The organism is Domibacillus sp. DTU_2020_1001157_1_SI_ALB_TIR_016 (assembly GCF_032341995.1).
Lineage (GTDB): Bacteria > Bacillota > Bacilli > Bacillales > Domibacillaceae > Domibacillus > Domibacillus indicus_A.
In genome coordinates this window covers 1,130,434-1,149,004 of sequence record NZ_CP135438.1, presented here as the reverse complement: position 1 = coordinate 1,149,004, position 18,571 = coordinate 1,130,434, and the positions used below count along the sequence as shown (strand labels likewise).

Below are 18,571 nucleotides of genomic sequence, written 5' to 3'. Positions count from 1 at the left end.
TTGCTGCTTATCTCTATCAGCTTACAAAGCAAAAAAGCCAAATCTTAAACAAGATTTGGCTTTGAAAAATCAGATGAACTGTGTTTCCTGTTCATATTTAAAATCAACCCAGACGGCACCCTGGTCAGCCGAACGTACACAATGCTCAATCCAGCGGATGCCTTCGATTCCTGCGTCAATATCCGGATAAACAAGATTGTCCAGCGTTTCTTGATCGCCGCGATTTTTTGCATCCATGGCAATCGCAAACTTAAGATAAATGTTTGCCCATGCGTCAGACAGGCCTTCTACGTGCAAAGCACCCAGGCGTTCATCTGCATGGCAAGTTTCGTCGAGGTAAGGCATCGCCCGGATCAGTGTTTGCGCAGGTTGCCCCTGAATTTCATAAGATAGTTCGCCCGGCTTGCTGTCCCACCATTCCAGGCTTGCTTTTGAACCGACAATACGAATTCGGTGGCCATCCATACACCCTGCATTCACAGAAGATGTCCATAGTCTGCCTACTGCCCCGTTTTCATAATGCATTAGCACATAAGCATTGTCTTCCAACGGAGCACGGCTGCTGATAAAGCTTTGACGGTCGCAAAGCAGTTTCTTAATCTTCATGTTGGGCAGGATTAACTGTGACATGTAGTACGTATGAGTCGAAAGATCACCTAAAACAAAGCTTGGCCCTGCAATCTTCGGGTCCACTCGCCACTTTTGTGCATCGCTGTATTTATCTGCTTCATCTGTTGCATTAAAGCCATGTGTATACTGTAGCTCTACCATGCGGATCTCGCCAATATCCCCTTTTTCAATCATCGCCCGCATCTGTAAAAGCATTTGGTTGCCGGAGAATCCATACGTGACGCCCACTATTTTCCCCTTCTCTTCTGCGAGCGCTTTAATCTCCAGTCCTTCTTCAGTTGTGAAAAATAAGGGCTTTTCGCAGATTACGTGGAGGCCTGCTTCCAGGGCCGCTTTTGTAATATCATAGTGCGTGCCGTTCGGGGTTGCGATAGACACGGCTTCAATGCCATCTTCTCGTTTCGCTTCCTCTTCAAACATGGTTTCATAATCCTCGTAGCAGCGGTCGGACGCTACACCGAGATTGATGCCAAATTCCTTTCCTCTGGCAGGATCGATGTCAAATGCGCCCGCTACTAATTGAAAGGCTGTGTTGTCTCTAAGTGCTCCCGTGCGGTGCTTGTATCCCACCTGGCTGAGCCTTCCTCCGCCTACCATTGCCCAGCGAAGCGGTCGTTCGATTTTTTTCTCTCCATTCAACATCATACATTCCTCCCTTTTAGGATTGTGTTTTTTATTATTGCTGCAGAAAATCAATAAGCTTTTTATGCTTTATTTACTGTTACCGCCTTTACATGCTTAGTATAGTAAAAGGAGGGAAAATCAAAAATACGCAGGATTGCTTTGTTGTTCATTATTCTTGCTTTTATGTAAGCGTAATCATAAAATCATTTTAAACACGATAAAAAGGAGTGATCCCGTGCTGCTGAATGAACCCGGGGTAGCGAAAGGTTCGCATTATTACTTTTTCACCCCTTCTGAAACCATCAAAAAACATTACTATCATTTGATCTGCTGCGGCCATTATTACTGCAATGCTGACTACAGTATTAAGCGGGATTACTTCCCTTATCTTTTATTGATGTATATTCGCAGCGGACAACTTCACGTAAATTATCGGGATAAGTCGGTGACGGCTAAAAAAGGCGATATCCTATTGCTGGACTGCCGTGAACCCCACCACTATTACGGCTCCGACGGACTGGAATTTATCTATATACATTTTGACGGACCTAACTCACAGGAATTATGCCGTTATATTATGAAACAGCATGGGTTTTTCTTTCAGCACAAACGTAATATCGAGATCGGAAAGCAGCTCTACCAGATGATCTACACCTATCAAAATGAACAGGACATGTCTGTTTCCGACTGTACCTGTGTGATTTATACGATGATCAACAGCCTTTCTGCAAAACAAGAAAAACAGCATAATGAAACCTCTCCTGTCGATCAAGCCATTCAATATATTAAAGCGAATACAAACAGGCAGGTGACTTTAAGAGAAATTGCGCAGCATGTGAATTTAAGCCCGTATTATTTCTCCCATGTCTTTAAATCCGAAACCGGATATGCTCCAATCGAGTTTGCGACAAAAAATAGGATTGATACAGCCAAAGGTTTATTAAAAACAACGAATCTTTCTGTCTCTGATATCGCCTTTGAAGTGGGCTACAGCAGCAGTTCAGGGTTCATTAACATTTTTTATAAGAAAGTCGGTTTTACTCCAACGGAATTTCGGAATCTGACTATTTGAGAAAGCAAATGAAATGTACAAGTAAACTACAAAAAAGCACGTCAATGGCTATTGTTTTTAACCATTGACGTGCTTTTTTATCCGCTTATTCCTTTATCTCACGCGGTTATAAATATTCTTTACCGCTTCGTCGATTTCATCTCTCGACATGCGCAAAGCTTTTTGGGAGGTGCCGTAGCCGATTTCCTGCTTTCCTTCCGCCAGCCCTTTAAAAATACCATCCGAAAATTCATCGACCGGAACCCCGAATTTATGGAGGCCCGCGCCGCCTAAATCTGTATTTACAGCTGGCGGTGCGACTTCAATGACTTGAACAGATGTTTCCGACAGCTGGTGTCTCAGGCTCATAGAGAATGAATGAAGCGCCGCTTTTGTCGCTGAATAAATAGGAGCGATGGCCATTGGTGTAAAAGCCAGGCCAGACGTAACATTCATCATAACCGCGTTCTCTTTTTTCGCAAAGTCCGGGGCAAACAGCATAGACAGGTGAATCGGTGCTTCCATGTTTGCGGTGATTTCGTTACTAAAATAGCTCCAGTTTTGAACTACATCTGCTTCTAATACATTAAAGCGCTGCTGAATACCTGCATTATTGACGCGGACATTCACTTCAGGATGCTCAGTCGTCACCCAGTGAACCTCTCCACCTAAATCAAAGATTTTAATGGAGCATCCCTTATCTTGAATACGGTACAACATCAGCTGGTTAAGCTTCCTGCGGAAGCCCGAGTGCATGATGGAGACTAATGAACGAAGACAAGGTCTGGGATGTCCTTATTGCCAGCTCAGGAACTTTTGCCTGAAGAGACAACCATTTCGTTTCCGAAATGGTTTTTTGAAAAGCCCGAATGAAATAACGGGCCCCGATATTATAAGAAGCAGATAAATCCGCATGATAGACTTTGCCCGTTGAAAACGTGGCAAGGTCTTTTTTCGGGTTCCGTTCCACTTTTCCAGAGCCGTCAAATGCCAGGACGCTGGTCTTTCGCGGATTGATCCGGGAAATGCGCATGCCGAGGTAATGCGCCATTTCTTCTACTTTGTTCTGGATGCCTATTTTCCGCCATCCATGAAGCTTGAAGCGAAGTTTCCTGGCTCCATAAAATCCTTTAGGGATTTTCATTCTGCCGAGATATTCGAAGACGATGACGTCACAGCCATGTTTCGCCGCGAATTTTACAATTTCATGGCTTGTGTGGCGGACAATATGCTGCTGGTACCCATTGATCTGCCGCCAAAAATTTGGTGCATGGATACGGCCGCTTGCCCGCTGGGCTTTCCTCAATTTGTTCGTTAACGTCTGCAGACGGTCTTTTTCTTTAGGCTGGTCAATAAATGTCCGGCTTAAGACAGTGCCTTTTGCATCGATAACTGAACAAACCGCAGAGTTCGTCAGTCCAAGGTCTACCGCACACACTTTTTGCTCTTGAATAGGTGTTTTTGTTAAAGTGACTTTATTTTCATAGCTGATGGAAAGGAAGAATTTCTTTCCTCGCTTAATCAGCTTAGGATTGTTCTCTTTCCATTCCCAAACACCGCGTTTATAAAGGTCCTGCTCTTTAAATTCGATATCTGTCCATACCCAGTCATTCTGGTGGAATACCTTGATTTGTGCAGTGGTATCAGATGTCCTGTTAAACATGTTTCCGCGATAAAAAACAGGGAATTCTTTATGTTCCGTCTGCAGACGGGGCGGCTGTTTCTTGAATTTTTTCCCTTCGGAAAGAGCGTATTTCTGTTCTTTTTCCCAGTTTTGATAGTTAGAGCGGAAGCTCTTTACCTTGCCAAAAGCAGAAGCGATGGCACTTCTGCGGAAGTAAGATGGCAATTTATAAAAACGTTCGTTAAACTCTTTGTATTTCGGAAGAGGGTTTGATTTGGTTGCGTGAATCAGTTTTTCTACTGCCGGCACAATTGATTTTGTTGTCAGGTCATCAGTATTATCAAACTCTTTGTCGATAACCCGGATGATGAAGAACAGGGCATCGTTGTAAATATCCAGCGTATCATTGAAGATTTCCGTCTGGTTTGTAATTTTGTGCAGCAGCGACTTCGCAACTTTCATGGTCAAACCCTCCTTTCCATTTTTCAGTCTTTATGATACGTTGATCGTATCAAAATGGAAAACAATTGTAAAATGAAAAGATGACCAGTATGAGTGATTACTAAGTACAAATTAGCAAGCAATGTAATAAAAAATATATAGAAGAACAGGAGAATAAAGACCTTAGCGCCTAACCCTCACCAAATCGGAGATTTTGAAGGGGAATGCGGCGCTAATTCTTTGTTCAATAAAACGCTTCATAAAAGCAAGGCCGATTCCCGAGGCTCCACCTGTAATGAGAACTGTATTTCCCGATAAATTCATCGATACCCTTTTTTCCTGTTTTTAATATGCTTTCATTTTACTCCTTTCTCTGATAATGCCAATTAAAAGCCTTTCCTGTTGAAGGAACTCCCTTTTGTTCTGCCAAATATTCGCAAGCAGAATTTCGTCTTAATGTGCACAGCCACATCATTACCCCGTGAATATGAAAACAGTGTCGTTTACTAAGCGGCAAGATAATATTATTAATAAACCTATCCCCTCTTTTTAATGTTCGTGTTTTTTGTGAGTAATTACAATTATAAAGTGTATATAAAGATAAAATCTTCAAAAAACACGAACTTTTAGTTGACAGAAAAATAAATATATCCTAAGATCAATATTGTTAGAAAACATGAATAGTACCGCTTACGTTCGTATATCCTCAATAATATGGTTTGAGGGTTTCTACTAGGATCCGTAAAATCCTGACTACGAATGGGTGTCTTTAGAGAACCCATTTGTAGTCAGGATTTTTTTATTGTTTTCTAAGGAATAAGGAAATAATTAAGAAAAAACCTATTTAGGAGTGTTCAAAATGGATAATGTATTTGATTATGAGGATATTCAGTTAATTCCAGCAAAATCGATTGTAAACAGCCGGTCTGAATGCGATACAAGCGTTACGTTTGGCAGCCGGACATTTAAGCTGCCTGTTGTGCCTGCTAATATGCAGACGATTATTGACGAAAAGATTGCTGTTTACCTGGCAGAAAATAATTATTTTTACATTATGCACCGTTTCCAGCCTGAGAAGCGGCTCGATTTTGTGAAAGACATGCAATCCCGCGGCTTATATGCCTCTATTAGTGTCGGGGTTAAAGAAGAAGAATACACATTTATCACAAACCTAGCAGAAGAAAATCTTACACCTGAATATATTACGATCGATATCGCACACGGTCATGCCAATTCGGTCATCAATATGATTCAGCATATTAAGAAGCATCTGCCTGGAAGCTTTGTAATTGCCGGGAATGTCGGAACACCTGAAGCGGTGCGCGAGTTAGAACATGCGGGCGCGGATGCGACAAAAGTGGGCATCGGACCTGGAAAAGTATGTATTACAAAAATTAAAACTGGATTTGGAACAGGCGGCTGGCAGTTAGCTGCGTTAAGATGGTGTGCAAAAGCAGCGAGCAAGCCAATTATTGCAGACGGCGGTATCCGTACACACGGGGATATTGCTAAATCTGTCCGTTTTGGCGCATCAATGGTGATGATTGGCTCCCTATTTGCCGGACATGAAGAATCCCCTGGAGAAACAGTTGTCCAAGACGGAAAGATGTATAAAGAATACTTTGGATCAGCTTCTGAGTTTCAAAAAGGGGAAAGAAAAAATGTCGAAGGCAAAAAAATGCATGTAGAATACAAAGGTGCGCTGCAGGATACGTTAACGGAAATGGAGCAGGATCTTCAGTCTTCTATTTCTTATGCAGGCGGAAACAAGCTGTCCGCAATCCGCAATGTAGACTACGTGATTGTTAAAAACTCTATCTTTAACGGTGACAAAGTATACTAAAGATATAGTCCTTTAAATCAAAAGCCAGCCAGAATGTTTGGCTGGTTTTTGATTTAAGGAAAACAGAATCGCATCATAATTTTGATTTAAAAAGCTAAAAGAGGCAGTCAGGCTTAACAGCCTGACTGCTCCGTTTTATTACTAAGAAATAATCGTATAATTTTTATGGTTTACCACTGTACGGTTTCCTTCATATTCAAGAAGAGTGGGATTTTCCTTAATCGCTACAATGACCGAGTTCTCATTTACTTTTTGAACGACTCCCTTTATTCCACCGTTAAATGTAATAATAGAGCCTACTAAAGCTTTCTTTATTATCAACTGAACCACCCTTTTCTATAAAATCATTTATAACGCTTAATTCTCATTCCAAACATCCTTTAATGTCCATGCCTGCAAAGAAAGCAAGTTTGCCGTTCCGCCTTCCGCAAATACTTCAACGCCTGTACTGTCCGCTTTCGGGTAAATTCGGCTGGTCATGACTGTTTCTCCATCATCCACAAATAGTTCTACCGATGATCGGTCAATGAATACATGAAGTTTAACAGTATCCTTATTGCTTATTTTCACTTTTCGAATCCCGCCTTCTCCTTCGCCGGATTGGTTTCGGTCTACAATCATTTTTTCTTCTTGTGTGTCAAAGCGTATCACTGTTTTTTCCTGCCCTTCTTCTGAGCAGCGGACGTTTAAACCGAATGCAGAAGCTGTATCTTTCGAAAACTCTGCAATGATTTCAAGCCGATCTCCGGCAAAGTTCAGTTTTTTTACGCCTGAAACCAGCATCGATTCTGCCGTTACTTTTTCATGGCGGAGCAACTGCAATTCCGCTACTGGCTTCATGAGCAATTGTCCTGATTGATTAAATGTGAGTTCCCGTGGAAGGGTAAGCGCCCCAGCCCATCCATGTGCCTGCTCCGGCATTTCCGCTTCCCACATGTTCATCCACCCAAAGAGAATACGCCGTCCTTTGTCGTCTTTAAATGTCTGAGCAGCATAAAAATCAAATCCTCCATCCAGCTCGGTAAACTCCCTATGCGTGAAATGAGCTGCTTCGTAATCGAATTCTCCAATCAACGCACCAGTTTGATACAAGTTTTGGTAATGGTCTCCATCTGCTTTCACACCCTGCGGTGAAAATACCAGCACGTGTCTTCCCTCTAGTTCAAAAAAGTCCGGGCATTCGAGCATAAAACCTAGCTTTCCATCACTTTTCACGATGGCGCCGCGCTCTCTCCAAGAAAGCAGATCGTCTGACTCATATAAATGAACATTGCCGAGCTTGTTTTTCTGGCTTCCAATCACCATATACCACTTGTCCTGATGCTTCCATACTTTCGGATCGCGGAAATCATGAGAAGCGCCCTCAGGCGGATGGGCTATCACCGGGTTTTGCGGATGTTTGGTAAAATGAATGCCATCAGTGCTTTCAGCAATGCATTGCGTTTCCGTAATAACACCGTTTTCGTCTACATGGCCCGTATACATAAGCGTCAGCACACCGTTATTATCAACGGCACTACCGGAAAAACAGCCGCTTTTGTCATAATCTTCATCCGGAGCAATGGCAATCGGCAAGTGCTCCCAATGAACCAGATCCTTGCTTTTCATATGGCCCCAGTGTATAGAGCCAGGCTTTACGTCAAATGGGTGATACTGATAAAAAACATGATATTCACCGTTCCAATAAATCAATCCATTTGGGTCATTGATCCAACGCGCCGGAGCCATAATATGATACCCGAGCCGATAAGGACTCTTAGCCGCTTTTTGAATATCCTGTTTAAATAATTCATCACCTTGCTCCACCACTTTATTCACTCGCTTTTTCCTCCTTTAAATGCCAAACAAGACTTTGGAAGTCACCGCTCAGGTTTGCAGGTATAGCCATACCTGCATACATTAGTTCATCTCCTCCAATGACCTCTCCGTTTTCTTGAATATGGTACTTTTTCTCGGGATGAAGGCCGGCTAGTGTAAAGGAGCGGAACGGAGCATTTGGCGCGTCCAGTACACGGAAATAGGAGACTACTGCTTCGGTTTTTTCTTTATTCACAAACAGCCAGGCGGTTTCATTTCCTTCAAATGGGCTGAGCAGGCGGTAAAAGTCGCCAAACTGCACAAGCGAACGGATTTCTTTGTACTCAGCCACCTGCTGCTTCACTTCTTCTTTTTCCTCTTCCGTCAGTTTGGTAAGGTCTAGCTCATAACCGAGGTTGCCTGAGGAAGCTACGTCTCCACGCATTTTAAGAGACGTTATCCGGTTTACCTGATGGTTTGGAACAGCAGAAACATGAGCGCCCATTGAACTGATTGGATAAATTAAGCTTGTACCATACTGTATTTTCAAGCGTGAAACGGCATCGGTATTATCACTTGTCCATGTTTGCGGCATGTAGTAAAGCATACCAGGGTCAAACCGGCCGCCGCCTCCAGAGCAGCTTTCAAATAAAATATGTGGAAATGAAGCGGTAATCTTCTCCATCACTTTATAAAGCCCCAGCATATAACGATGGGAGGTTTCCCTCTGGCGGTCAGCTGGCAGAAGAGCCGAGCCGATTTCGGTCATATGCCGGTTCATATCCCACTTTACATACGTAATAGGAGCGCTCGCTAAAATATCCATAATTGCTTTTGTAATATGAATGCATACATCATCGCGCGAAAAATCTAAAATAAGCTGGTTCCGGCTTTCTGAACGGGATGCTCCCGGTACGTGCAGACACCAGTCCGGGTGCTTGCGGTACAACTCACTGTCCACCGAGATCATTTCCGGTTCAAACCAAAGGCCAAATTCCATATTCATATTCCGGACCCGTTCTGCTAAATCTTGTAATCCGTTCGGCAGCTTTTCCTGGTTGACAAACCAATCGCCAAGCGATGTTTTATCATCATTCCGTTTGCCGAACCAGCCGTCATCCAGCACAAATAGTTCCATCCCCAGCTCGCTGCCTTCTTTGGCAATTGCTTCGATTTTCTCTGCATTAAAATCAAAATAAGTTGCTTCCCAGTTGTTAATTAAAATCGGCCGCTCTTTATCACGGAATGAGCCGCGTGCGAGACGGGACCGGTACAGATCATGATACGTTCTAGACATACCGCCAAGTCCTTCATGTGAATAAACCATGACGACTTCAGGGGCCTGGAACGACTCTCCGGCTTCAAGCTTCCAGGTAAAATCAAATGGATTGATGCCCATTGAAACACGTGTATTTTGAAACGGGTCGACTTCTGCCTGCGCTAAGAAATTACCGCTGTACACAAAACTGAAGCCATAGACGTCGCCGTGCTGCTCATCGGCGTTTTTTCGGAGAAGCGCAATAAACGGGTGCAGCTGATGGCTGCTGGCTCCGCGGCGGCTTTCAACCGACTGTGTGCCTGAGCGAAGCGGATGCCGTTCAATATGCTGTTCCCGTACATGGGCGCCGGTCAGCTGCAGAAAATCAAAATCAGCGTCACGGAAATCCAGGCTAGTGCTCATCGCGCGCAGCAAACGAAGAGATTGAGTCCCTTCATTCACATATCGGACAGAACGCGTAATCACGTTGCGGTTTGGGAAGGTCGTATAAGATAGAACCGCTTTCATTTTGGAAAGTGAATCTTTCATCACAATTTCTAATGTAGCTGCTTCCTCGTATGACTCTACATAAGTAGCTGGAAGCCCGTCTAAAGCCGGCTTTCCGTTGACAATCCGGTGAGAATCATAGCGAAAGTCCGTAATCATCGTGCCATTTTCGAGCTGCACTTGTATAATAGGCGCCCGGTAATCCGTTGTACCATACACGGGGAATTCTTGTGGCAGTGTATCAAGAGAAAAGGTACGATCCTGTGAAGGGTATGGGTTTCCAGAAAACCCGCGGTCTGCATACTGCAAGTAATTAGCAAAACGGTAATCGCTTACTTTTCGACCCCAGTACAAATGAGCTAAGAAGCCTTCATTGACGATCTGCATAACATAACTTGTATTTCCTGCCTGCAAATGAAATGTTTTTGTAGATTCATTGAACTGAATGCTCGTTTTTTTCTCTTTTTTTAATGTATAGTTCGCCATGTTTTCCACCTCTGTTTTAAAGTTATCGAGTAAAAAAACTGCGGGAGTGCACGGGTCCCGCAGCTATTATGCTTTTATTTAATCGCGCCGCGCACAACGCCTCCGATCACCCATTTTTGAGCAAAGATATACACAATGACCATTGGAGAAAGCGCCAGCAAATAAGAAGCAAAAGCCAGGTTGTAATCTGCACCAAATTCAGATTGGAAAATGTACTGTACAAGCGGTAATGTAGCATCGGCTGGTTCGCTTAAGATGATCAGTGGAAGCAGGAAATCGTTCCATGCCCATAAACATGTCAGGATACCGATCGTTGCATTAATCGGTGTAAGAAGTGGAAAAATGACTTTCCAAAATACTCCCCACGTACTACATCCATCCATAATTGCGGCTTCCTCAAGCTCAAGTGGAATAGAGCGAATATATCCAACATAAATAAAGATATTCAGCGCAGCTCCGTACACAATGTACAAGAAAATGAGACCCCCCGGATTATCCATGCCAAACAGCGAAACTTGTTTCACAAGCGGCAGCATAATGATCGGAAATGGAATAAAAAGTGCCGAAACAAAATAGTAATACATCACTTTAAATACGCGGCGATGCATATTGCGTGCGATAGCATAAGCAACCATTGAATTGGTGAGGATCGTAAAAACAACCGTTACGATTGTAATGATTGCGCTGTTGGTGAATGCACTAAAAAAATTAGTTGCTTCAATTGCCTTAGCGAAGTTTTCAAAATGAAGCCCTGTCGGCAGTGAAAATGGCGAATCTGCCATCTCCTCCGGTGTTTTTAAAGCAATGGAAACTGCTAGATAAAGAGGAAGTAAAATAAATAATGAACCTATGGCAATGAGTGTTGTTACTGTCCAGTTTGTTTTCTTTGCCATTACATATCCATCTCCCTTTTTTGCAGCACTTTAATTTGAAATATTGAAATGACGAGAATAACGATAAAGTATAAAACGGAGTTTGCGGACTGGTAAGCAAATTCGCCGCCGAAGCCGCCTTTGTAAATTAAAACGGAAATTGATTCTGTCGCACGCCCTGGACCTCCGCCCGTTAATGCAAGAACCTGATCAAATACCATCAAGAAGTTTTTCATGGCCAGTACCATATTGATGGTGAAAAATGGAGCGATCATTGGGAAAGTAATTTTCCAAAATTCCTGCCACTTATTTGCCCCATCAAGGCTAGATGCTTCGTATAATTCAGCAGGAACTGTCTGAAGACCCGCTAGGTACAAAATGACATTAAAAGCACAAGCCTGCCAGACTGCGACGATTACAATCCCGATCCATGCTGTACTTTCACTTCCTAAAATGTTAACAGACAAGAAACCAATGTTTAACGTTTCACCCATTTTTGGAATCACGTTAGCAAAAATATAGTTGAAGATGTATCCAACGATTAATACACCCAGAACATTCGGCAGAAAGTACACACCCCGGAAAAAGTTTTTCCCTTTAATTTTGGCATTTAGCCCAAGTGCAATGACCAGGCTTAAGACGTTTACGAGAATGGTAGACAGCACCGCAAACTTGAAAGTAAACCAATAAGAATTTAAGATATTTCCATCTTTAAATAAGTTAATGTAGTTTTTAAATCCGACAAAATCATAAATAAAGCTGATGCCATCCCAATTTGTAAAAGAATAATATACACCTTGAAGAGCTGGGAACGTGTGGAACAAAGCAAATAAAAGAACAGCCGGCAGTGTCATTAAGTAAAAAGGAATATTCTTTTTATTAAACGGCTTTTTCTTTGCAGCAGCTGGAACGGCAGGCTGACTTATTGAAAGAGGCTTGTGCGCCATGTATGTCATCTCCTTTTTTTAAAATGACAGGAACCGGTTCCATAAAGGCTCCTGTCAGCCCATTATTACTTACGTTCTGCGACCTTCTTCCACTCGGCATCTAATGTTTTCAAAAATGCTTTTGGATCTTTTTCTTTCACAAATACTTGAAGCTGTCTGTCCAACCCGACTGCCGATGGAATATAATGGTCAGGGAAATCGACAACTGCGCCTTTTTCAAAACTCTCTTTTAACCCCTCAACCGACGGATCTTCCTGTACGATTCCTTGTTTAGCAGAAAATGCATTTTGCTGAGCCAGATACTCTTTTGCTACTTCGTCCGAAGTTAAAAATTCAATAAATTTTTGTGCTTCTTCAGGATGCTCCGTAGTTGCTGCAGTGGCAAGAAGCAAATCAACACCCGACACTACTTTCGATCCACCCGACTCGTTGCTTACAGGGAATGGGAAAACACCAAGGTCAATATCCGGGTTCGCTTTTTTAATTTCTGGAATCGCCCATACACCTTGCAGGTACATCGCTGATTCACCGTTTGCAAAAGCTGTATTGCCATCTGTATATGCTTTTCCATGTTGGTTTGTATGGCCGTTTTCTAATAGTTTCAAATATTTTTCCGCTGCTTCTTTATGTCCTTTAGAAAATGTTGTTTCACCTGCATTGAGCTTTTTAAAAAAGTCTTCCCCTTGTGTATTGGCAGCTAAAGCGTTATAAGGCGGAAGGGTTGTCCAGGCGTCTTTAAATGTAAAGTAAAATGGGATTTTTCCTGCCGCTTTTACTTTTTCAGCCGTTGCGATAAATTCATCCCATGTCTGTGGTACTTTAAGTCCCATTTCTTTGAAAATCGCTTTATTATAAATAACACCTACCGCATTTGCTGCATATGGCACCCCATACACTTCTTTGGCACCGGAAACATCTTTCAGCATCTGCACGTAAGCTGGCTGGATGCCGTTAAGAGCAGGACTGTCCGACATATCCGCAAGCGCTTTCGCATCCACTAATTCTTTAAATGTGACATCTGCCCCCATTCCAATGACATCGGGCATGTCACGTTTAGCAATTCTTGTTTTTAATACTGTCATGGCATCAGGTGGATTGGACTGTACGACGTCAATTTCTGGATTTTCTTTTTCAAATTGTGCAATAAGCTCATCAAACGTCCCTTTTGCTTCAGTTTTGTATTGGAAAAATTCAATTTCTACCTTTTCATCTCCAGAAGCACCTTCTTTATTCGAACAGGCCGCAAGTCCTGAGAAAGCAAGAATTCCTGTCATTAATACAAAAGCTGTTTTTTTCAATGTGTTCACTCTCCTATGGTTTCAAAATAATATTTTTACAGGTTCTTTAAATTACAAATGTTCTTGCAGAATCTGCTTATCTTCTTCATGGTGATTACGGCTGCTTTCTCTTAGAATCAATTTGGTACCAAGGGTCACTTTCGCCGGCACTGTACGTTTATTGAACAAACGATCTGCAAGAAGCTTCACCGCCGACTTTCCTAATTCATCAGGGTACATCTTCACAGATGATAGCGGTGGATTTAAAAAAGCAGCACTTTCAATATCATCAAAGCTAATAACAGATAAGTCATCCGGCACCCGTATGCCCGCTTCATTCAGCATTCGAATGGCTCCAATTGCCATCGGATCACTTCCGATAATCATCGCATCTGGTAAGTTTCCGCTTTCAATTAACTTTTTCATCAACTGATAACCCCCATTTGGATTCCAGTCACCTGTTAAAACATGCTGCGGATTATACAATCCTTTTTCCCGCATTATTTTTAGGAATGTTGCTTTTCGAATTTCATCGACTTCTACTTCCGTATTACCAGTAAGAGATTTAACTGTATGCCCTCCGCCCATATAGCCAATCGTTTTGTGTCCAGAACTGAATAACTTAGTGATGACTTCAATCGTTGCTTCTTCCAGATCACTGCTGACCAGATCATAGCCTTTACTGGTTTGAAAGTTATCTACAAAGACAATGTTTTCATTTTTATAATAAAGATTGGTTATTTCCTCTGTAACAACTGTTCCGACTACAATAAGACCATCGAGCTCATTTAAATCAGAAAAAGATTGATCTCCACTGATTCTTAGCAATGAGCCGATCTTTAAAGAAAATAGTCTGCATGCTCCCTCAATTCCTAACCGGATTTGCTGAAAATAGGGATCGTTAATTTCGTCCTCTTCAGAAGTAGATAAAATGACACCAATATTAAATTCTTCTGAAGCTGTTCTGTTTTGAGACTGGGTATTCTTTTTTCTTACTGGTTTATATTGAAGCTCGGCTGCCACTTCCAAAACCCGCTTTTTCGTTTCTTCAGCAATGGAAAGAGTGGGATCGTTATTTAACAGGCGTGAAACAGTTGCTGTTGAAACACTTGCTTTTTCAGCAATCTCTTTAATCGTTGCCATTTACTTCCCTCCTTTTTAGTTACGTTAACTAAAACCGTTAACTAGATGATAACAATAAAACCGCTTTCAATCAAGCGTGTTTTGAAAAACTTTTGACTATTTACCCCTATTTTACTCTTTTTTAAGTTACGTTAACTAAATAATTTACTTATATTCTTATTATTATCCAAATAAAAAACGCTTATTTAGTAAATCCTAAAATTGTTTACTCAAGCGATAACCGTCCACACTATTTGTAACAAGGAGGATGTACGCTCTTTATCGAACAGCCAGCTATTTATTACTTATTTTAGAATGAAGTTTATCATTTGTCATAAAAATTGCCCCCCATTGTTGTCCGTATCAAACAATTGGGGGGGGCAATTCATAGAGACTGTCTTCTTTTGTTATTTGGCTACATTTTAGTATTCTACCGTGTCGTTTCTTAATTACAGTGGCCGTCTGCTGAACACTTCATGATGCCTTCCTTATCAATTTGAATGGTTACATGGTGTAATTCAAATTCGTCATGAAGCAGCTTTTTCGCTTTAAACAAAACATCCTGTTCATCTCCATCCTGGCTTACAACCAAGTGGCAGCTGAGCGCCGGAAAGTCAGACGTGATAGACCAGACATGCAGATCATGGACTCCTTTTACTTCACTCAGCGAAAGAAGCTTTTCTTTAACTTGATGAATATCTATATTCAATGGTATTCCTTCCATTAAAATATGAACGGAATCCCGTGTAACCCGGTACCCACTCACTACAATTAAAACTGCCACGATCATACTGGCAATCGGGTCAGCCAGATTCCAGCCAAAAAACATGATCATCAGGGCAGCTACAATCGCTCCAAAAGAACCGAGCATATCGCCTAAAACGTGCAAAAAAGCACTTCGAACATTTAAGTTTTCCTCTTTATCACCTTTCATCAAAATAAATGCCGCTGCAATGTTCACGATTAATCCAAGTGTTGAAATGATGAGCATTCCAGAACTCATGACTTCCGGTGGATTCGTGATACGCTCATACGCTTCAAAGAAAATATAAAGAGAAATCACCATAAGCGTAAGACCATTTAAGAAAGCCGCCAGTATTTCAAAGCGTTTATAACCAAACGTTTTTCGGCTTGATGCTGCTTTTTGCCCGAGCGTCATCGCTGCATAGCTTAGGCCCAGTGCCGCTGCATCACTCAGCATATGTCCGGCATCCGACAACAGTGCCAGGCTGTTCGTTAAAAATCCGCCTATTACCTCTATGATCATATAAGAAGTAATTAAGAGGAACGACCATTTTAGGGCCGTTTTATTGCTGCCTCCATGATGATGCCCGTGATGATGTCCGTGATCATGTGAATGCCCCATGTTTTTTCACCCCTTATGATTAAAAGCCTTCCCTCTACATAGTAGAGCTTACTGGTTTTCTTTCAAATACAAACCAGCTGATCTATTATTATCTAGTATATGAAATACCCTTCTCCCATGGTCTTGCTGCAGCTGAATTTCTCCCTTTTTAAGCAGATTCATTTATACCATTACACGGCAGGCAATCGTTTTTAGAATGAAAGAACGATCATCTTCTTTTATTAAGGAATTACCATTTTATTATATTCCTGGATATGTTCAGCTATATACCTGGCATCTTCTCCTACGCCTTGAAGAAGAGCCGAACCGCGCCGGTGCTGCCAGGGCAGGCCTAAAAAGTATAACCCCTTCACTGGTGTAACGCCTCTTTGATGAACAGGGTGTCCTTTGTTATCGAGTACACCTTTTACTTTCAGCCACGCATAATCCGAAACAAATCCTGTGGACCAGATAACATTTTGTACCTCAATCGTAGAACCATCCTGAAACTGCATAGCCGCTCCCCTCGCCCCGACCGTTCTGCTCTTTTGCATCACTGCTCCGCTTATCAATGCATGCTTTAATTCTGAGCCAAAAATAGGATCGCCGCTGCTGCGTATCTTTCTTGCCACCCATGAATCACTTGGAGCATTTAAAATTCCTGTTTTATCAAGCCACCAAAAAATACTCCTCTTTCCTATTTTCAGCGGTAAAAATCGTAACTTTTGGCTGACGGATAAGTATGTTTTTCTTGTCTTTGACAGCTCCACTGCAATTTGAGCCCCGCTGTTGCCGCCGCCTACTACCAGCACATTTCCCTCAGGCAAACCAGCCGGATTCTTGTACTGAGAAGAATGTATCTGGAGAACATCTGGTGAAAGCTTTTGGGCAAAATTCGGAATGAAAGGTGTCTGGAAAGGACCAGAAGCAATGATAAGACTGCTTGCTTCATACGTCTGGCTATTTGTTTGGACACAAAAGCGATCCCGTTCCTTCCATACACCCTCCACTTCTGCCTGCAGCTGAACTGGAAAACGGAATTGTTCCGCATAACGTTTCAAGTAAAAAGCCATTTCATTCTTTGCGGGAAAGCCGTGTGGATCGCCCTCCAGCGGAAGTCCAGGCAGGGCGCTGTACATTCTTGGAGTGAATAATGTTAACGAATCATATCTGTTTTTCCACACGTCTCCAATATCCTCACTTCGATCTAAAAGGATAAAGGGCTGATCGAGGCTCTTTAAGTGATACGCCATTGCGAGTCCTGCCTGTCCGGCCCCTATAATGACTGTTTTATACATGCAACCGGCTCCTTTTCTTTTATGCACCTTCATCATTTCTTCAAGTTAAACATTCAAATAATCATTTGAATGTTTAACTACTTCTATTATAATCAAATTTTGGATAAACGTGAATATTCAATCGAGTATGAGAATGTTTTCAAAGCAAAAATTCCACCAGAGCTTATCAGCCTCTTGGTGGAATGATAACAAATCTATTCTTTTAATAAATTAAAAATTTGTTGCTGTTTGGTTACGGTCTTTGAGGTTTTCCTTAGATTTTTTGCCTGGCTTTAGAACAGACAGCCCCATCAGCAGCAAAGAAACAAGCCCGATGACTCCAATCGTACCGATGCCATTTTCAAATGTTTCTTTGCCGAAAAACAAGATATCCTTGAAGCTTTCTACGCTGAAGCGAAACGGAACCCAGGAGTAAAGGTAATCTCTGGTGATGTTTGGCAGCATTTCCGGCGCCATCGTCAGGATTGGCATTGAAAAAAACAATAACAGGATAAACAGCGGTGCTGCAGGATAACCAATCCAGTTTAAGCATGCACTCTGCAGGAAGAAAAAGCAGAGGCCGATGAAAAACATCATGAAAAATAAGCTGCTCTCGCTTGATATCCCAATCTCTAGTACGTGGACGGCTAAAACAAGAACTACACTGCTGATGAATGCTACGTACAAAATACCTGCCAGCAGCTGGCCCAAAAAGCTTTTGAATGTCCAATTGCCCTGCGTTGATTTTCGAAGAGCAGTAAACAGAATCATGGAACTGATAAAAGTAGTGATCCAAAGCAATTGAGTGAATAAAGCTGGTGTATTACCGTTTGCGTTGTTTGCGGCAACTGGATTGATTTTTTCTATCTGAATAGCTACCGGACTGGATAGAAGTTTGGCTGTGTCGACCGAGAGCGGCATCTTTCTCTCTTCCAGCTGTGTAAATAACTGCTGCTCGATTTGCTGATTGAGACCTGCTAACATTCCATTAGAAATTTGGGCCGCCACGTTTGCTCCCGCTTGGTTCATTCCTTCATTCACCAGAATAGCTGCACTCGGCTCTGCAGGGCTTTTCGTTAACAGCGAAAAAACATTTTGAGACAAATCCTCTGGCAATATGATGGCTGCGTACAATTCTTTATCATTCATCGCCTCGACTGCTTCCGCTTTTGTAGGAAGCACTTGCCAATCTACACTTGCGTCATCTCTTTTTTGTATTTCCTCTACCAATGTCTGGCTTATATTCAGCAGCTCTTCATTCGGCAGCTTGGCTCCTTCATCTTCTACTACAATGGCTAATGGTAGTTCCTTTGGTGCTGGATTAACCGTTGAACCCATAAAAGCAAATGTGAAAATACCGGCTGCCAGCATAATAATTCCTAAGCCGATCCACACGACTTTGTTTTTAAAAAAGAACACGATACGCTCACTCTCCCTTTATAACGCATTGTTGTTTAATCAACAATGCGT

14 protein-coding genes, 1 pseudogene and 1 riboswitch are annotated in these 18,571 nt (G+C 42.2%); of the genes and pseudogenes, 2 read left to right on the top strand and 13 right to left on the bottom strand.

The window, feature by feature from the left end; all coding sequences use genetic code 11:
• Positions 1-69: 69 nt before the first annotated feature.
• Positions 70-1,275, bottom strand: a complete 1,206-nt coding sequence (locus RRU94_RS05430) for a Gfo/Idh/MocA family protein (protein WP_315690785.1) — start codon at positions 1,273-1,275, stop codon at positions 70-72.
• 214 nt (positions 1,276-1,489) lie between these two features.
• Between RRU94_RS05430 and RRU94_RS05425 the strand changes: the two genes are divergently transcribed.
• Positions 1,490-2,326, top strand: coding sequence for an AraC family transcriptional regulator (locus RRU94_RS05425; protein ID WP_315690784.1), 837 nt, complete (start codon positions 1,490-1,492; stop codon positions 2,324-2,326).
• Between the two features lie 93 nt (positions 2,327-2,419).
• On the opposite strand, the pseudogene RRU94_RS05420 reads toward RRU94_RS05425, so the two are convergent.
• A pseudogene (locus RRU94_RS05420) lies at positions 2,420-2,959 on the bottom strand (SDR family oxidoreductase); the annotation flags it as partial.
• Between the two features lie 73 nt (positions 2,960-3,032).
• Positions 3,033-4,391, bottom strand: coding sequence for a transposase (locus RRU94_RS05415; RefSeq protein WP_315690783.1), 1,359 nt, complete (start codon positions 4,389-4,391; stop codon positions 3,033-3,035).
• 655 nt (positions 4,392-5,046) lie between these two features.
• A riboswitch (purine riboswitch) is annotated at positions 5,047-5,146 on the top strand.
• Positions 5,147-5,229: 83 nt separating this feature from the next.
• Between RRU94_RS05415 and guaC the strand changes: the two genes are divergently transcribed.
• Complete coding sequence (gene guaC / locus RRU94_RS05405) at positions 5,230-6,213, top strand: GMP reductase (RefSeq protein WP_242237841.1); 984 nt, start codon at positions 5,230-5,232, stop codon at positions 6,211-6,213.
• A gap of 141 nt (positions 6,214-6,354) precedes the next feature.
• On the opposite strand, the gene RRU94_RS05400 is transcribed toward guaC, so the two are convergent.
• The 10 genes from RRU94_RS05400 to RRU94_RS05355 form a co-directional block, all read right to left on the bottom strand.
• Positions 6,355-6,528 (bottom strand): DUF2187 family protein, encoded by a 174-nt coding sequence (locus RRU94_RS05400; protein ID WP_315691948.1) that lies wholly within the window; start codon positions 6,526-6,528, stop codon positions 6,355-6,357.
• 42 nt (positions 6,529-6,570) lie between these two features.
• Positions 6,571-8,031, bottom strand: a complete 1,461-nt coding sequence (locus tag RRU94_RS05395; RefSeq protein WP_315690782.1) for a glycoside hydrolase family 32 protein — start codon at positions 8,029-8,031, stop codon at positions 6,571-6,573.
• A complete protein-coding gene (locus tag RRU94_RS05390; protein ID WP_315690781.1) occupies positions 8,024-10,261 on the bottom strand; it encodes an alpha-galactosidase in 2,238 nt (745 codons plus the stop codon). The genes RRU94_RS05395 and RRU94_RS05390 overlap by 8 nt, the downstream gene beginning before the upstream one ends.
• A gap of 74 nt (positions 10,262-10,335) precedes the next feature.
• Positions 10,336-11,154, bottom strand: coding sequence for a carbohydrate ABC transporter permease (locus tag RRU94_RS05385; protein ID WP_315690780.1), 819 nt, complete (start codon positions 11,152-11,154; stop codon positions 10,336-10,338).
• On the bottom strand, positions 11,154-11,987 hold the full coding sequence (locus RRU94_RS05380) for a carbohydrate ABC transporter permease (protein WP_315691947.1): 834 nt from the start codon (positions 11,985-11,987) through the stop codon (positions 11,154-11,156). Before RRU94_RS05380 ends, RRU94_RS05385 begins: the two co-directional genes overlap by 1 nt.
• Before the next feature lie 158 nt (positions 11,988-12,145).
• The gene (locus RRU94_RS05375; protein ID WP_410492970.1) at positions 12,146-13,354 is read right to left on the bottom strand and encodes an ABC transporter substrate-binding protein; all 1,209 of its coding nucleotides are present in this window, start codon (positions 13,352-13,354) and stop codon (positions 12,146-12,148) included.
• A 75-nt stretch (positions 13,355-13,429) separates the two neighbouring features.
• Positions 13,430-14,500 (bottom strand): LacI family DNA-binding transcriptional regulator, encoded by a 1,071-nt coding sequence (locus RRU94_RS05370; RefSeq protein ID WP_315690778.1) that lies wholly within the window; start codon positions 14,498-14,500, stop codon positions 13,430-13,432.
• Between the two features lie 424 nt (positions 14,501-14,924).
• Positions 14,925-15,845, bottom strand: coding sequence for a cation diffusion facilitator family transporter (locus RRU94_RS05365; protein WP_315690777.1), 921 nt, complete (start codon positions 15,843-15,845; stop codon positions 14,925-14,927).
• 221 nt (positions 15,846-16,066) lie between these two features.
• A complete protein-coding gene (locus tag RRU94_RS05360) occupies positions 16,067-17,122 on the bottom strand; it encodes a flavin-containing monooxygenase (RefSeq protein WP_315690776.1) in 1,056 nt (351 codons plus the stop codon).
• A 210-nt stretch (positions 17,123-17,332) separates the two neighbouring features.
• Entirely contained in the window at positions 17,333-18,520 is a 1,188-nt protein-coding gene (locus RRU94_RS05355; protein WP_315690775.1) for a YhgE/Pip domain-containing protein, read from the bottom strand.
• Between the last annotated feature and the right edge of the window lie 51 nt (positions 18,521-18,571).

Excerpts from the sequence above, each read along its gene's own strand:
- RRU94_RS05430 (WP_315690785.1), bottom strand. The coding sequence starts at position 1,275 with ATGATGTTGAATGGAGAGAAAAAAATCGAACGACCGCTTCGCTGGGCA.
- RRU94_RS05390 (WP_315690781.1), bottom strand. The coding sequence starts at position 10,261 with ATGGCGAACTATACATTAAAAAAAGAGAAAAAAACGAGCATTCAGTTC.
- RRU94_RS05380 (WP_315691947.1), bottom strand. The coding sequence starts at position 11,987 with ATGACACTGCCGGCTGTTCTTTTATTTGCTTTGTTCCACACGTTCCCA.
- RRU94_RS05370 (WP_315690778.1), bottom strand. The coding sequence starts at position 14,500 with ATGGCAACGATTAAAGAGATTGCTGAAAAAGCAAGTGTTTCAACAGCA.
- guaC (WP_242237841.1), top strand. The coding sequence starts at position 5,230 with ATGGATAATGTATTTGATTATGAGGATATTCAGTTAATTCCAGCAAAA.
- RRU94_RS05415 (WP_315690783.1), bottom strand. The coding sequence starts at position 4,391 with ATGAAAGTTGCGAAGTCGCTGCTGCACAAAATTACAAACCAGACGGAA.
- RRU94_RS05365 (WP_315690777.1), bottom strand. The coding sequence starts at position 15,845 with ATGGGGCATTCACATGATCACGGACATCATCACGGGCATCATCATGGA.
- RRU94_RS05360 (WP_315690776.1), bottom strand. The coding sequence starts at position 17,122 with ATGTATAAAACAGTCATTATAGGGGCCGGACAGGCAGGACTCGCAATG.
- RRU94_RS05385 (WP_315690780.1), bottom strand. The coding sequence starts at position 11,154 with ATGGCAAAGAAAACAAACTGGACAGTAACAACACTCATTGCCATAGGT.
- RRU94_RS05375 (WP_410492970.1), bottom strand. The coding sequence starts at position 13,354 with ATGACAGGAATTCTTGCTTTCTCAGGACTTGCGGCCTGTTCGAATAAA.